The sequence below is a fragment of the Methylobacterium isbiliense genome (assembly GCF_022179325.1).
Classification (GTDB): domain Bacteria; phylum Pseudomonadota; class Alphaproteobacteria; order Rhizobiales; family Beijerinckiaceae; genus Methylobacterium; species Methylobacterium isbiliense.
Genome location: NZ_BPQQ01000071.1, coordinates 1 through 14,862, shown reverse-complemented (window position 1 = coordinate 14,862; position 14,862 = coordinate 1). Strand labels below are relative to the sequence as shown.

General features: G+C 72.0%; 15 protein-coding genes. 10 read left to right on the top strand and 5 right to left on the bottom strand.

What is annotated here, in order from left to right; all coding sequences use genetic code 11:
• Positions 1–89 precede the first annotated feature (89 nt).
• The 4 genes from MFF61_RS26240 (at position 90) to MFF61_RS26225 (ending at position 3,160) form a co-directional block, all read left to right on the top strand.
• Positions 90–1,817 (top strand): sensor histidine kinase, encoded by a 1,728-nt coding sequence (locus MFF61_RS26240; RefSeq protein ID WP_238240690.1) that lies wholly within the window; start codon positions 90–92, stop codon positions 1,815–1,817.
• A gap of 32 nt (positions 1,818–1,849) precedes the next feature.
• Positions 1,850–2,272: an HPr kinase/phosphorylase gene (locus MFF61_RS26235; protein ID WP_238240644.1), complete on the top strand. Its 423-nt coding sequence runs from the start codon at positions 1,850–1,852 to the stop codon at positions 2,270–2,272.
• An 89-nt stretch (positions 2,273–2,361) separates the two neighbouring features.
• Entirely contained in the window at positions 2,362–2,763 is a 402-nt protein-coding gene (locus MFF61_RS26230; RefSeq protein WP_238240643.1) for a PTS sugar transporter subunit IIA, read from the top strand.
• A gap of 76 nt (positions 2,764–2,839) precedes the next feature.
• The gene (locus tag MFF61_RS26225; protein ID WP_238240642.1) at positions 2,840–3,160 is read left to right on the top strand and encodes an HPr family phosphocarrier protein; all 321 of its coding nucleotides are present in this window, start codon (positions 2,840–2,842) and stop codon (positions 3,158–3,160) included.
• Positions 3,161–3,167: 7 nt separating this feature from the next.
• Here MFF61_RS26225 and MFF61_RS26220 read toward each other — a convergent pair whose 3' ends face one another.
• The 3 genes from MFF61_RS26220 to MFF61_RS26210 all read right to left on the bottom strand — a co-directional run bounded on the left by MFF61_RS26220 (position 3,168) and on the right by MFF61_RS26210 (position 6,706).
• Positions 3,168–4,136, bottom strand: coding sequence for a hypothetical protein (locus tag MFF61_RS26220; protein WP_238240641.1), 969 nt, complete (start codon positions 4,134–4,136; stop codon positions 3,168–3,170).
• 76 nt (positions 4,137–4,212) lie between these two features.
• The gene (locus tag MFF61_RS26215; protein WP_238240640.1) at positions 4,213–5,331 is read right to left on the bottom strand and encodes a CobW family GTP-binding protein; all 1,119 of its coding nucleotides are present in this window, start codon (positions 5,329–5,331) and stop codon (positions 4,213–4,215) included.
• A 79-nt stretch (positions 5,332–5,410) separates the two neighbouring features.
• On the bottom strand, positions 5,411–6,706 hold the full coding sequence (locus MFF61_RS26210; protein ID WP_238240639.1) for an MFS transporter: 1,296 nt from the start codon (positions 6,704–6,706) through the stop codon (positions 5,411–5,413).
• 80 nt (positions 6,707–6,786) lie between these two features.
• On the opposite strand from MFF61_RS26210, the gene MFF61_RS26205 reads away from it, so the two are divergent.
• A complete protein-coding gene (locus MFF61_RS26205; RefSeq protein ID WP_238240638.1) occupies positions 6,787–7,431 on the top strand; it encodes a TetR/AcrR family transcriptional regulator in 645 nt (214 codons plus the stop codon).
• A gap of 210 nt (positions 7,432–7,641) precedes the next feature.
• On the top strand, positions 7,642–8,448 hold the full coding sequence (locus tag MFF61_RS26200) for a CYTH domain-containing protein (RefSeq protein WP_238240637.1): 807 nt from the start codon (positions 7,642–7,644) through the stop codon (positions 8,446–8,448).
• Positions 8,449–8,578: 130 nt separating this feature from the next.
• On the opposite strand, the gene MFF61_RS26195 is transcribed toward MFF61_RS26200, so the two are convergent.
• Complete coding sequence (locus MFF61_RS26195) at positions 8,579–9,004, bottom strand: L,D-transpeptidase (RefSeq protein ID WP_238240636.1); 426 nt, start codon at positions 9,002–9,004, stop codon at positions 8,579–8,581.
• 232 nt (positions 9,005–9,236) lie between these two features.
• On the opposite strand from MFF61_RS26195, the gene MFF61_RS26190 reads away from it, so the two are divergent.
• Together MFF61_RS26190 and MFF61_RS26185 are read left to right on the top strand one after the other, a co-directional pair.
• Positions 9,237–10,577: a dicarboxylate/amino acid:cation symporter gene (locus MFF61_RS26190; RefSeq protein ID WP_238240635.1), complete on the top strand. Its 1,341-nt coding sequence runs from the start codon at positions 9,237–9,239 to the stop codon at positions 10,575–10,577.
• The gene (locus MFF61_RS26185) at positions 10,574–11,503 is read left to right on the top strand and encodes an ROK family protein (protein WP_238240634.1); all 930 of its coding nucleotides are present in this window, start codon (positions 10,574–10,576) and stop codon (positions 11,501–11,503) included. Before MFF61_RS26190 ends, MFF61_RS26185 begins: the two co-directional genes overlap by 4 nt.
• A gap of 7 nt (positions 11,504–11,510) precedes the next feature.
• Here MFF61_RS26185 and MFF61_RS26180 read toward each other — a convergent pair whose 3' ends face one another.
• Positions 11,511–12,149 carry an HdeD family acid-resistance protein gene (locus MFF61_RS26180; protein ID WP_373324803.1) on the bottom strand — a complete coding sequence of 213 codons (639 nt, stop codon included), beginning with the start codon at positions 12,147–12,149 and terminating at the stop codon, positions 11,511–11,513.
• Positions 12,150–12,404: 255 nt separating this feature from the next.
• Here MFF61_RS26180 and MFF61_RS26175 point away from each other — a divergent pair, with 255 nt between their 5' ends.
• On the top strand, positions 12,405–13,565 hold the full coding sequence (locus MFF61_RS26175; protein ID WP_238240632.1) for an HlyD family secretion protein: 1,161 nt from the start codon (positions 12,405–12,407) through the stop codon (positions 13,563–13,565).
• A 53-nt stretch (positions 13,566–13,618) separates the two neighbouring features.
• A partial coding sequence (locus tag MFF61_RS26170; protein ID WP_238240689.1) for a DHA2 family efflux MFS transporter permease subunit occupies positions 13,619–14,862 on the top strand: 1,244 nt, incomplete at its 3' end.

The following is a 14,862-nucleotide window of genomic DNA, read 5'->3' as shown; positions in this document are numbered from 1 at the left end:
TGAGCAGCGGGGGATTCGGCGCCGTGCGGCGTCTGTTCGGAGCCGAGGCGGGGGCGGCGGGGGCCGAGACGGATTCCGAGGAGGCCCCTCTGCGCGAGCGGCTCGGCCCGCGCAGCATCGGGCGCTGGTTCGCCCAGCGCGCCTCGTCGAGCCTGACGCGGCGCATCGTCGTCCTCAACCTCGCGGGGCTGATCGCCCTGCTGATCGGCTTCCTCTACCTCAACCAGTTCCGCCAGGGGCTGATCGAGGCGCGGGTGCAGAGCCTGCTCACCCAGGGCGACATCATCGCGGGGGCGATCGCGGCCTCCGCCACCGTCGACACCGACGCGATCAGCATCGATCCCGACCGCCTGCTGCAGCTCCAGGCCGGGGAGCTGCAGGGTAGCGGCGACGAGACCCTGTCGGCGCTCGAATTCTCGCTCAACCCGGAGCGGGTGGCGCCGCTGCTGCGCCGGCTGACCACCCCGACCGGGACGCGCGCGCGCGTCTACGACCGCGACGGGACGAGCCTGATCGATTCGCGCAACCTCTACGTCCGCGGCGACCTCGCCCGGCCCGAGGTGCCGGTGCGCAAGGAGAAGCCCAGCCTGATGGAGCGGGCCTGGAACGGGGTGACGCGGCACCTGCCGTTCCTGCGCCGCGGCGAGCCGCAGGACGAGGCCGGCCCGGCGGACGGCCGCAGCCTGCCGGAGGTGCAGCGCGCCTTGCAGGGCGCCCGCGGCACCCTGGTGCGGCGCACGCCGCAGGGGGACACGATCGTCTCCGTGGCGGTGCCGATCCAGCGCGCCCGCACGGTGCGGGGCGCGCTCCTGCTGTCGACGCCCGAGGGCGACATCGACAAGATCATCGCCTCCGAGCGCTTCGCGCTGCTGCAGGTCTTCCTGATCGCCGCGCTCGTGATGGTGGTGCTCTCGCTCCTCGTCGCGGGGCAGATCGTCGGCCCGGTGAGCCGGCTGGCGGAGGCCGCCGAGCGGGTGCGTCTCGGCATCAAGTCGCGCCAGGAGATCCCCGACTTCACCAAGCGCACGGACGAGATCGGCCACCTCTCGGGGGCGCTGCGCGACATGACGCAGGCGCTCTACCGGCGCCTCGACGCCATCGAGAACTTCGCGGCCGACGTCTCGCACGAGCTGAAGAACCCGCTGACCTCCCTGCGCAGCGCCGTCGAGACCCTGCCGCTCGCCAAGACCGACGAGTCGCGCGGCCGGCTGATGCAGATCATCCAGCACGACGTGAAGCGGCTCGACCGGCTGATCAGCGACATCGCGGACGCCTCGCGCCTCGATGCGGAGCTCGCGCGCGCCGAGGCCGCCCGGGTCGACCTCAAGAAGCTCCTCACCACCGTCACCTCGGTGGCCAACGAGCGCCGGCGCCCGCGCGACGCCGCCATCGCCCTCACGGTGGACCCGCCGCCGCCGGGCACCGAGGACCCGTTCGCGATCATCGGCCACGACAGCCGGCTCGGACAGGTGGTGAACAACCTGCTCGACAATGCCCGCTCCTTCTCGCCCAAGGGCGCGACCGTGCGGGTGACCCTGCGCCGGCTGCGCAGCACCATCGAACTCATCGTGGAGGATGACGGCCCGGGCATCCCGCCCCACGCCCTGGAGCGGATCTTCGAGCGCTTCTACACCGACCGGCCCGAACAGGGCTTCGGGCAGAATTCCGGGCTCGGCCTGTCGATCTCCCGCCAGATCGTCCAGGCCCATCGCGGCACGATCCGGGCCGAGAACCGCCTCGGCCCGCCCGACGAGGACGGGGAGCCGACCGTGCTCGGTGCCCGCTTCGTGGTGCGCATCCCGGGGCTCACGCGCTGAGCCCTCCCCTGACGATCCACGCCTCCTGCGTCGTGCTCGGCGAGGTCGGCATCCTGATTCGCGGGGCATCGGGCAGCGGCAAAACGACCCTGGCCCGCGACCTTCTGGACAGCGGCCCTATCTTGCGCTGCTACGCGGCCCTGGTCGGGGACGACCGCATCGGTCTCGACGCCCGGCACGGGCGGCTGATCGCCCGCCCGCACCCGCTGCTGGCCGGGCTGGTGGAGATCCGCGGCTTCGGCCCCCAAACCGTTGAGAACACGCTGCCTTCGGCGGTGGTGCGGCTGGTGGCGGACCTCGCCGAGACCGCGCCGCGGATGACCGGACGGGAGGAGGAGAGCGTCGTTCTCCTCGGCATCCGCCTGCCGAGGATCGTTCTTCCCCGGGACCCGGCCCGGACGAGTACGGTGTTGTGGCGCTGGCGGCGGCACCGTGGCATGATGGTGGCGGGCTGACGCGGATTTCGCCGCAATGCTCTTGCGCTCGCCCTTGCGCTGCACAAAATGGCGGCTCGGCTCTGAAAGGGGCGTCGGATCTCGTGTCGATGATTGGAATGGTGCTCGTCACCCACGGGTTGCTCGCGACGGAGTTCAAGGCCGCGCTGGAGCACGTCGTGGGGCCGCAGGAGCAGATCGAAACCATCACGATCGGCCCTGAGGACGACATGGAGGTCCGGCGCAAGGACATCATGTCGGCGGTCTGCCGGGTGAACAGCGGTGAGGGCGTCGTCGTGCTGACTGACATGTTCGGCGGCACGCCCTCGAACCTCGCCCTCTCCTGCATGAACGGCGGCTCCGTCGAGGTGGTGGCAGGCATCAACCTGCCGATGCTGATCAAGCTCGCGAGCGTCCGGGACGAGGAGAGCCTCGGCGAGGCCGTGCTCCACGCCCAGGAGGCCGGCCGCAAGTACATCAACGTCGCCTCGCGGGTGCTGGCCGGAAAGTAACCGCCGCCGCTCCCCTCCCCACCCACTCCGGACTGGACCGTCGGCGCGGCCGCGGCTCCCGCAGGGTTCAGCCCCGATGAACGACCCCGATCTCGACGCGTGTGGTCCTCCGCCGGTGCCCGAGGGGGCGGCGGCGCGCGAATTGCCGATCATCAACCGGCGCGGCCTGCACGCGCGCGCCTCCGCCAAGTTCGTCCAGGCCGTGGAGCGATTCGACTCCGACGTCACCGTGTCGCGCGGGGGCGAGACGGTGGGCGGGCGCTCCATCATGGGGCTGCTCACACTCGGCGCCGCGCAGGGCACCAGCATCTTCGTGACCGCCCTCGGCCCCGATCAGGATGCCTGCCTCGACGCGATCGCCGCCCTGCTCGCCAACCGCTTCGGCGAGGACGAGTAGCGGCACCTCAGCGCGCCTGCCGCACCGCGGGCGCGGCCGGCCGGGTCTCGGCCTCGCGCCGGCCCGCCCGCGCCAACGAGACCTCCGCCTCCAGGGTCAGGCCCGGCCGAGGCGGCGCCTGCGCCCCGGCGAGCAAGAGGCCGGCCCGCCGCCAGATCCGCTCGCGTCCCGGCGGACCGAGATGGATGGCGGCGGCGATCACCGCCCCGTCGCGCCGCACGAGATCGACGCAGGCCTCGCGGCGATGGGCGAAGCGGCGCACCACCACCCGGAAGGCGGTCGCCAGCGGGGGATCGTCCAGAAGGCAGGGACCCGGCCCAGACGCTTCGAGCGCGAGGAAGCGCTCCACCGCGTCGCGCACCTGACGCGGCTCGCGCACCCGCTCGAGCGAGGTCGGCGCGCGAGGCAGCGGATCGGGGCTCAGCGGCGGGGGCGCGGACCGCTCCTCGCGCGGGCGCAGAGTCAGGCGCCGGCCGGCGCGCGTCGCGGCCTCGCCGAGGGCGGCGGCGATCCGGCCGGCGGGCGCAAGGCCCGACAGGCGCAGCGCATCGATCCTCCGGTCGCCGGCCGCGAGGTCGTCGAGGAGCGTGCGCAGCACCGCCCCGGCCTGCGCGGCCTCGATCACCGGAGCGCACGGGCCGACGATGGGCAGGATCCACGGCCGCGCCGCGCCGCGCAGCCAGAGGCCGCCCGGCAGCCGCACGGGCAGCACCGCCCGTACCGTCGTCCCGTCCTCGCTCCCCTGGCGCACCAGCAGCAGCCGGAGCAGCTGTCCCCGGGCACAATGCTGGGCCAGCGTCAGGACCACGTCCGGATCGGCGAGCACGGAGGTCTCGGCCGCCCGCGCCAGCAGCGCCCGCCAGCCGGCGATGTCCGCCTCGCTCAGCTCCGACGGCCGGACGATCTCGGTCGTCCAGCGGCCCGGTTCCTGATCCGACCCGCCGCCCCGGATGACCGAGAACCTGTGCTGCGCCATTCCTCGCCCTCCCGGCCTGTCCCGATCCGGGACGGATGCCTCACGCATCCGTTCACCAATCAAGAACCAGACCGGATCAGGCCCCCGGGATGGCGAGCGGGTTGTGCACGAGCGCCGCCGCATCCGGGCTGTCCACCGCCGGGCGGCCCAGGAAGGCGTCCCAGAGGCGGCGCACGAAGGCCGGATCGCCGTCGCGCAGGATCAGCACCAGCCGCGAGGTTCGGTCGCCGTCCGGCCACGCCGCCAGCGTCACCGGCGCGTGGACGACGTGCTGGACCCCGTGCACCACCACGGGACGCTCCGGCGCGTCGGCCAGCGCCACCAGCCCCTTGAGGCGCAAGAGGTTCGCCCCCTGCCCCGAGCGCAGGAGGTCGAGGAACATCTCGAAGGCCGGGCGCGGCACCGCCGCCTCGCTCCTCAGGGTGAAGGCGCGGATCGCCGCGTCGTGGCGGTTCACGTCGTGGTGATGGTGGTGCCCGTGGTGATGGTGCCCGTGGTGGTGCCCAGGCTGCTGCTCCTGTGCGGCCACCGCCTCGGCGCCGAGCCACCGGCTCACATCCGAGAGCTTGCCGTCGAGCCCGAACAGGCCGCCGAGCATGGCTTCGGCCGGGGCGTCGGCCGGCAGCAGGGGCGCGGCCGGGTTCAGGGCGGAGAGCCGCGCACGCAGGGCGTCCGCCTCCCCGGCGAGATCCGTCTTGGTCAGCACGATCCGGTCAGCCACGGCGGCCTGCCGCACCGCCTCCGGGTGGGCGTCGAGGGTACCGGCGCCGTTCACCGCATCCACCACCGTCACCACGCCCTGCAGCGCGTAGCGCAGGGCGATGTAGGGGTGGTAGAGCAGCGCATGCAGGATCGGCGCGGGATCGGCGAGGCCGGTGGTCTCGATCACCACCCGGCGGAACGGCTGGATGCGGCCGTTGTCGCGCTTGCGCAGCAGGTCCTCCAGGGTGGCGATCAGGTCGCCCCGCACGGTGCAGCACAGGCATCCCGCCCCGAGCAGCACCAAGCCCTCGTCCACGGTCTCGATCAGCAGGTGGTCGAGCCCGATCTCCCCGAACTCGTTGACGATCACCACCGTGTCGGCGAGCGCGGGCTCGCGCAGCAGCCGGTTGAGCAGCGTCGTCTTGCCGGCCCCGAGGAAGCCCGTGAGGACGGTGAGCGGGATCGGCTGCGGGCGGGCTTGTGTGTCCGTCATGCGGGTCTCGTTTTGGCGAGGGGACGCCTCCATACCCCATCGCGGGGCGCGGGGTCAGATCCCTCGCCCCTCGCCCCCGTCAGGCGGCCACGGGCCGGCGCGCCGCCCGGGCGATCATCAGCGACATCACGGCGGCGATGAGCCCGGTGAGGCCGGCGGCCAGGAAGGCTTCGAGGTAGCGGCCCTCGGCCGCCCGCGACAAGCCGGCCCCGAAGGCGGCCGTCGCCGCCCCGGCCTGGTGGCCGGCCGCGATCCAGCCGAAGACGATCGGCGCGTCGCGCTCGCCGAAGATCTCGTTGGTGAGCCGCACCGTCGGAGGCACCGTGGCGATCCAGTCGAGTCCGTAGAACACCGCGAAGATCGACAGGCTGTAGAACGAGAAGTCGGTGAAGGGCAGCGCCATCAGCGACAGGCCGCGCAGGCCGTAATACATGAACAGGAGCTTGCGCGGGTCGTAGCGGTCGGTGAGCCAGCCCGAGCCGGTGGTGCCGATGAGGTCGAACACGCCCATCATGGCGAGCAGAGCGGCCGCACGCACCTCCGGCAGGCCCTGGTCGGCGCAGAACGAGATCAGGTGCGTGCCCACCAGCCCGTTGGTGGTCAGGCCACAGATGAAGAAGGTACCGAACAGGAGCCAGAAGTCGCCCCGGCGGCTCGCCCGCACCAGCCCGTCGATGGCACTGCGGAAGGGGTTCGCCCGCCGCGGCGGCTCGACCGCGCTGCCCGGCGCGGCGCCGTAGGGCACGAGGCCGATATCGCCCGGGCGCTCCGGCAGCAGCCACCAGACCAGGGGAATGAGCGCCGCGACCGCCACCGAGACGGTGAGCACCACCGGCTGCCAGCCGCCCGCCGCCGCGATGGCGGCCAAGCCCGGCAGGAACACCAGCGTGCCGGTGGCGGTGCTGGCGGTGAGCAGGCCCATGATCAGGCCGCGCCGGACCACGAACCAGCGGTTGACCACCGTGGCGCCGAGCACGATGGCGACGCACCCGCTGCCGAGCCCCGACAGCACGCCCCAGGTCGCCACGAGGTGCCAGGGCTCGCTCATCAGCGCGCTCAGCGCCGTCGCGCCCGACATCAGCGCGAGCGCGCAGAGCAGGGTGCGGCGGATGCCGAAGCTCTGCATCAGGGCCGCCGCGAAGGGACCCACCATGCCGTACAGGAAGATGCCGAGGCCGGCCGCGAACGAGGTGGTAGCGCGGCTCCAGCCGAAGGCCTGCTCCAGGGGCAGGATCAGCACGCCGGGCGCCGCGCGCAGGCCTGCCGCCGCCAGCAGCGCCAGGAAGACCACCCCCACGACCACGAAGGCGTAGTTCTGACCGAACGGCCGGCGCGAGGCGGGGGGAACGCCCCCGGTGGCGATGGCTTGCGACATGTGGGACAGCCCCCGATTCCGTGCTATGATGTTACGTACCAGTCAGTAACATCGTCAAGGGCGAAAGCCAGAGGGGCGTGATGGAGCGCGCGGGCGGCGAGGAGGCGGAGGCAGGGATGCCGGGCGCGGAGCGCAGGCGCGCAGGCGACCGCATCCGTGCGGCCGCGCGCGAGCTGTTCTACCGCCGCGGCATCCGGGCGGTCGGCGTGGAGGAGATCGTCGAGCGCGCGGGCGTGACGAAGCCGAGCCTCTACCGCGGTTTCGCCTCCAAGGACGCGCTCGCGGTGGCCTGCCTGCAGGATTTCGACGCCGCCTTCCGGGCGCGTCTGGAGCGCTTCCTCGACGCACATCCTGACGACCGGCGGGCGGGCCTGATGGCGTTCCTGGCCGACCTCGCCGAGCGCACCGCCCGTCCGGGCTATCGCGGCTGCGGTCTGTCCAACGCGGCGATCGAGCATCCTGAGGCGGATCATCCCGCCCGGGCGGCGGCCTGCGCGAGCAAGGCCGTGCTGCGGGCGCGGCTCGTCGCGGTCTCGGCCGAGATGGGCGCGCGCGATCCCGGCCTGCTCGCGGACGGCCTCCTCCTGCTCATCGAGGGCACCTTCGCCAGCGGCCAGATCTTCGGGGCGGACGGACCCGCCCGTACGCTCACCCGGATCGCGGATTCACTGATCTCGGCCAGTCTCGACCGGCCGGTGCCGCCTCATCCGACCTCATCCGTCTAGGATTGTTGGAGATCAGATCGCGATCGGTTACGATTTGCGCGATCAAGGCCGGCGGCCGGGCAGTCCCGGCCGCGGTTCCGGCGCGCGACGAATCTGTGGGAAAGCCGCTCCCGCACGGGGCTCGGTCCTGCTCTCGCCGCATTGCCCGCGCCTTGAAGTCCGCGGGGTCTCGCGCCCCGTCCGTTGAGTGATCGAGTGGAGTTGACGGCCATGACCCTGGCGCGGCGTTTCCTGGTGGCGCCTTCCCTCGTCCGGCTGATCCGGAAGGAGCGGGGGGCTTCGCGCGTCACCGAGGGCTATTTCCAGCCCCAGGGCGGACGCACCTCGCTGGTGCGGGTGGACGGCCAGCAGTGCCACCTCGTGCTGGTGACCACGGATGCGAACGGCGCCGCCACCGAGGAGCGCACCGAGGTGCCGCGCGCCCACGGCGATGCCCTTCTCGACGTCTGCGCCGGCAAGGCCGCCTACGACCGCACCGTGGTGGCGCTCCAGGGCGGGCGCGAGGCGCTTGTGGACCGTTTCGTCACGCCCGGCGCCCTCGACGTCGTCACGGTGGCGTTCGGGCCGGACGAGGATGCAAGCGCCTTCGCGGCGCCGGCATGGTTCGGCCCCGAGGTGACGGGGGACGCCGCCTACGAGGCGCGCACCGTCGCGCTGCAGGGACCGCCGCAGGTGGACGAGGTCGCGCTCAGCAACGCCGCCCTCGACGCAGTGCTCGACCTCGTCGAGACGCGATACGGATTCGGACGCTACGGCTCCGGGCAGGGCGCGCGCGACGAATCCAGCGTGACGAACGCCCTGCGCCGCCTCGCCAGCCGCACGCCCGCCGCCGAGGGAGCCCCTCCGGCCGCCGCGAAGCCCGAGGGCGCGGAGGGCGGCGACGCGCGCATCGACGACGTGATCGAGAGCCTCTCGCAGGCGCTGGGGGCCGCCACGCCCGGCGAGGGACGCAGCGACGAGGGCGCGGCCGCCTTCGAGCGCTGGACGGTGCGCCCCCGCCGCACCCAGCCGACCTGACCTCTCATGCCACATCCGCTTGATCCCTTCGGGATGGCGGATGTGGGCTTCGCTCAGTCGCGTGGAGCCTTGGGCTCCACCGCGCGGGCTTTGCTGATTCCGTCTCCGCTTCGATCAAGCGGAGACGGAATCAGCGGATCACCACCCGGGCCCCGCCGGCGCTCCGCACAATCTCGAACAGCCATCGGGCATGGGAGGGCGCGAGGCGCACGCAGCCGTGGCTGGCGGGGCGCCCGAGCCGGCCCACCGCCGCCGTGCCGTGGATCGCGTAGCCGCCGCGGTAGAACATGGCGTACGGCATCGCCCCGCCGTACTTGCGCGACCACCACCACCGCTCCAGGCGGTAGACCCGGTACTGCCCGGCCGGAGTGACGAAGCCGGAGCGCGCCGTCGAGACCGGCCAGACATGGGCGAGCGCCCCATCGACGTAGACGCGCATGCGCTGGGCGTTGCGGTCGACCTGCGCCACCACGCCCGCGCGGGCGGGCGCCGCGCCGATCGGCGCCGCGCAGGCCAGCATGAGGCCGAAGACCGACGGAACGACGCGCTGGAGCACGGGCCTCCTCCCTCAGCCCGGAGGCCATTCCCCGCATGGCCTCCGGGCCGAAGTGTCCCTGAGGAAGCTTGGGCGGAAAAGCCCTCCGTCCCGCCTTCACGATGTTTTTCCACCACACGGTATTGTGCTGGATTACGCAGCAGGACTAAGGCGTGTCGCGGGTCCATAGAATGCGGGCCCTCAGGCGTGGCCGCGGGATTGCCTGCGGCCCGGTCCGGGGAGGGGGGGAGACATGCAGCACACCGCCACGCACGCCGCCGCACCGCAACAGCCCTGGTACAGGGTGCTGTACATCCAGGTGCTGATCGCCATCGCCCTCGGCGTCCTCCTCGGCTATGTCGCGCCGGACACGGCGAAATCGATGAAGTGGCTCGGCGACGCCTTCATCGCGCTCATCAAGATGATGATCGCGCCGGTGATCTTCTGCACCATCGTGCACGGAATCGCGTCGATCGGCGACCTCAAGAAGGTCGGCCGGGTCGGGCTCAAGGCGCTGATCTACTTCGAGGTGGTGTCGAGCCTCGCGCTGCTGATCGGCGTGATCGTCGGCGAGATCATCCAGCCGGGCGCCGGCTTCGGGGCCGACCCGTCCAAGCTCGATGCGGGGGCGGTGGCGGGCTACGCCAAGAAGGCGGCCGACGATTCGACCATCGGCCACCTGATGGCGATCATCCCCAAGAGCTTCTTCGACGCCTTCGCCACCGGCGACCTTCTGCAGGTGCTGCTGATCTCGATCCTCACCGGGGTCGTCATCACGGGGCTCGGCGAGCGCGGGCGCGGCGCGATCCACGCCATCGACGTGGCGGGCGAGATCTTCTTCCGCATCATCGGGCTCATCGTGAAGCTCGCGCCGCTCGGCGCCTTCGGGGCGATGGCCTTCACCATCGGGCAGTACGGCATCGGCAAGCTCGGCAACCTCGCCGGCCTCGTCGCCACCTTCTACATCACGAGCCTGCTGTTCGTGCTGGTGGTGCTGGGCGCCATCGCCCGGGTCTGCGGCTTCTCGATCCTGAAGTTCCTGGCCTACATCAAGGACGAGCTGCTCATCGTGCTCGGCACCTCCTCGTCCGAGACGGTGCTGCCGCACATGATGCAGAAGATGAAGCGGCTGGGCGCCTCGGATTCGGTGGTCGGTCTCGTCATCCCCACCGGCTACTCGTTCAACCTCGACGGCACCAACATCTACATGACGCTGGCGACGCTGTTCCTGGCGCAGGCGGTGGGGGCCGACCTCTCGTTCGGGCAGTACGCCACCATCATCCTGGTGGCGATGCTGACCTCGAAGGGCGCCTCGGGGGTGACGGGCGCCGGCTTCGTGACGCTCGCCGCGACGCTGGCGGCCATCCCGGGCAACCCGGTGCCGGTGGCCGCGATGGCGCTGATCCTCGGCATCGACAAGTTCATGTCCGAGTGCCGGGCGCTCACCAATCTCGTCGGCAACGGCGTCGCCACCATCGTGGTCAGCCGCTGGGAAGGCGAACTCGATCCGGTCAAGCTGCGCGAGGTGATGGCGAACCCGGTGGCGATCGGCACCGAGATCGCCGACGACAAGCCGGTGCCGGCCGGCCCGTGACGCAGCCCCCTCCCCTGCTCATCGGGCTCGACGTCGGCGGCACCAAGATCGCCGGCATCGTCCTCGACCAGGACGGCCGCGTGCGGGCGGAGCGCCGCGTGCCGACCCCGCGCGGCGACTACGAGGGCTCGCTCGCCGCCATGACCGGCCTCGTCGCCGCGCTGGAGCAGGAGGCGGGCGGCACCGGCTCGGTCGGCCTCGGCATCCCGGGCGCGGTCTCCCCGGCGACCGGCCTCGTCAAGAACGCCAACTCCACCTGGCTGATCGGGCGCCCGTTCAAGGAGGATCTGGAGCACCGGCTCGGGCGGCCGGTGCGGATCGAGAACGACGCCAACTGCCTCGCGGTTTCCGAGGCGGTGGACGGCGCGGGCGCGGGGGCGCCCCTGGTCTGGGCGGTGATCCTCGGCACCGGCGTCGGCTCCGGCATCGCCGTGGAGGGCCGCGCGCTCTCCGGCCGCCAGCGCATCGCCGGCGAATGGGGCCACAATCCCCTGCCCGCCCCGCAGGACGACGAGCGCCCCGGCCCGCCCTGCTATTGCGGGCGGCGCGGCTGCGTCGAGGCGTGGCTCTCCGGCCCGGCGCTCGCCGCCGACCATGCCCGCACCACCGGGCAGAGGCTCGCCGGCGAAGCCATCGTCGCGGCGATGCGGGCGGGCGACGCGGGCGCGCGCGCCACCTTCGAGCGCTGGCGCGCGCGCCTCGCCCGCAGCCTGGCCGTCGTCGTCAACATCCTCGATCCCGACGTGATCGTGCTGGGTGGCGGCCTCTCGACCGTCGACGAGGTCTATCCCGGCCTCACCGAACTGACCGCGCCGCACGTGATCTCGGACACGTTCACGACCCCGATCGTGCGCAGCCGCTACGGCGATGCGTCGGGCGTGCGGGGCGCGGCGTGGCTGTGGAAGGACGCGGCGATCGCCTCGTGAAGCGCGCTCAGGCCGGCCGCACCGTCCCGGCCGGCGGCGCGCCCGTCGCCGCCGCGTTCCGGCTGCGCAAACGGAAGGCGAGGACCAGCATCAGGATGCCGAAGACGATCGCGTAGGCGGCGAGCCACGCGGTCAGCACCGCGAGCGAGACCACCGGGTTGATCAGGAGCGCGATCCCGAACAGCACCGAGCAGACGCCGCCGAGCACCAGCCACCAGCGCCCGTGGTCGAGGTGCAGCCGGAACGCCGCCGCGATCATCAGGCCGCCCGTCACCAGCGCCCAGGCCGCCGCGAGATAGACGAAGGCGAGCAGGGTGCTGCCCGGCCAGATGAAGGCCAGCACGCCGACCGCGATGTCGAGCAGGCCCTCCGCCAGGAGCAGTCCCCAGCGCTCGTGCCGCTGGGCCGCGCGCACCGCCGCCACGATCCCGGCGATGCCGTCCACCAGCATGTAGGCCGAGAAGAAGATCACCAGCGTGAGCAGCGTCGCGAAGGGCGAGACCAGCGCGATGATGCCGAACAGGATCGAGGCCGCGCCGCGCAGCGCGATCAGCCACCAGTTGCGGGCCAGCACCGCGCTCATGGCCCCGAGGCGATCGAGACCCGGATCGGAGGTCGGAAGAGGCGTTCCGGCGGTCATGGTCATCTCCGGCAATGAAGGGGTGCGCGCAAAGCTGGGCCGGCGCATCCTCGGGTTGAACGCACCGCGCTGGCCGGCGTTCCTCCACTTCCCTTGCGTCATGATCGCTCTGCCGAGAGGATGTCGCCGGGCGCAAGATCGTGCCGACCGTCGCGGAAGAATCGTCTCACCCTGGGGAACCGGTCCGCGGTGCGAACATTTGTTTGCGCGAGGCGGGCTCCTGCAAGGGCCGCACACGCGGCCGTCCCGGGATCAACAGAGATGTTGGACGAGCGAACCGACGCGAAGCACCGCGACGGACAGGATCCTGCCGTGCCCGCCGACGGCCGGCCGGCCCAGGCGCGCCCGCCAGCCGAGCCCGAGCGGGCGGCAGGCCGCGATCGGGCGGGCAGCATGGGCCTGCTGCGCCGTCACCCGGTCTGGTTCGCGCTGGGCGCCCTGGTGCTGCTGGCGGCGGGGGCGGGCGGCTACTGGTATTGGCTGACCTTCCTGCATCCCTACGAATCCACCGACGATGCGTTCGTGGCGGCGCGCCAATTCGCGATCGCCCCGAAGGTGTCGGGCTACATCGTCGAGGTGCCGGTCACCGACAACCAGCACGTCGAGGCGGGCGCCGTCCTGCTGCGGATCGACCGGCGCGATTACGAGACCGCCCGGCAGCAGGCCCTGGCCCGGGTCGCCGCGGCGCAGGCCTCGATCCTCAGCGCCGAGGCCCAAATCGCCGCCCAGCAGGGCACCATCGCCGAGGCGAAGGCGCAGGTCGAGCAGACCAAGGCGGCCCTCGCCTTCGCGCAGGCCGACGCGGCCCGCTACCAGGATCTCGCCTCGCGCGGGTCCGGCAGCGTGCAGCGCTCGCAGCAGACGACCTCCGAGCAGCAGCAGCAGCAGGCCAACCTGCAGCGCGCCAACGCCGCCGTGACGGTGGCCGAGCGCCAGATCGGCTCCCTCGAAGCCCAGAAGGCGAGCGCCCAGGCGAGCCTCGCCCAGGCGCGCGCCCAGGAGGCGCAGGCCCGCCTCAACCTCGACTACACGACCGTGACCGCCGCCCAGAGCGGCCGGCTGGTGCGCCTCACCGGCGCGGTCGGTCAGTACGCGCAGGCGGGCCAGGCGCTCAGCATGTTCGTGCCGGACGACATCTGGGTGACCGCCAACTTCAAGGAGACCCAGATCACCGACATGCGCCCGGGCCAGAGCGTCGATGTCGAGATCGACGCCTATCCGGACCGCCGGATCACCGGACGGGTCGCTTCGGTGCAGCCCGGCTCCGGCACCGCCTTCAGTCTGCTCCCGGCCGAGAACGCCACCGGCAACTACGTGAAGGTCGTGCAGCGCGTGCCGGTGAAGATCGTGGTCGATCGCTGGCCCGACGACGTGGCGATCGGCCCGGGGATGTCCATCGTGCCGACGGTGCGGGTGCGGTGAGCGCGCCCTGCCCCGCCGAGGGGGCCGGCGGGCGCAATCCCTGGATCGTCGCCATGGTGGTCGCGCTCGCGACCTTCATGGAGGTGCTCGACACCACGATCGCCAACGTGGCGCTGCGCTACATCTCGGGCGGACTCGCGGTCGGGCCGGACGAGGCGGCCTGGGTGGTGACGAGCTACCTCGTCGCCAACGCGATCGTGCTGACCGCGTCGAGCTTCCTCGCCAAGCGCTACGGGCGCAAGGCGTTCTTCATGGCGGCGATCACGCTCTTCACCGTCTCGTCGGTGCTGTGCGGCCTCGCCTGGAGCCTCGAATCGCTGCTGTTCTTCCGGGTGCTGCAGGGGCTCGGCGGCGGTATGGCCCCGCTCGCGCAGTCGATCCTGGCGGATTCCTTCCCGCCGGAGAAGCGCGGCCAAGCCTTCGCGCTCTACGGGGTCGCCATCGTGGTCGCGCCGGTGGTCGGGCCGACCCTCGGCGGCTGGCTCTCCGACACCTATTCCTGGCACTGGTGCTTCCTGATCAACGCCCCGGTCGGCGTGGTGGCCCTGGTGCTGATCCACCTCCTCGTCCAGGACCCGCCCGCGGCGGTGGAGGAGCGGCGGCGCCTGCGGCGCGAGGGCGTGCGCTTCGACCTCGTCGGCTTCCTGCTGGTGGCGACCTTCCTCGGCTCGCTGGAGGTCGTGCTCGACGAGGGGCAGCGGAAGGACTGGTTCGGCTCGAACCTCATCGTCACCTTCGCGGCCATCATGGCGGTCGCCTTCGTGGCGATGATCCCGTGGGAGCTGAACCACCGGAACCCGGTGGTGGACCTGCGGCTCCTGGGCCGGCGCCAGTTCGGCTCCTGCTTCCTCGTGATGATGGCGACCGGCGCGATCCTGATCGCCACCACGCAGTTCCTGCCGCAGCTGCTGCAGGATTATTTCGGCTACACCGCCACCTGGGCCGGCCTCGCCCTCTCGCCGGGGGGCGTCGTCACCTGCCTGATGATGTTCGTCATCGGCCGGGTCTCCGGCTTCGTCCAGCCCAAGTACCTCATCGCCGCGGGCGCGACGATCATCGCCTTCGCGATGATCGACCTGACGAACCTGTACGGCGACCTGAACTTCGGCTTCTTCGTCTGGTCGCGCATCTACATCGGCATCGGCCTTCCGATGATCTTCCTGTCGATCACCGCCGCCTCCTACGAGGGCATCCCCAAGGAGCAGACCGACCAAGCCTCGGCCTTGATCAACGTGGCGCGCAATGTCGGCGGCTCGATGGGGGTCTCCCTCGCACAGAACGTACTGGCCTACCGCCA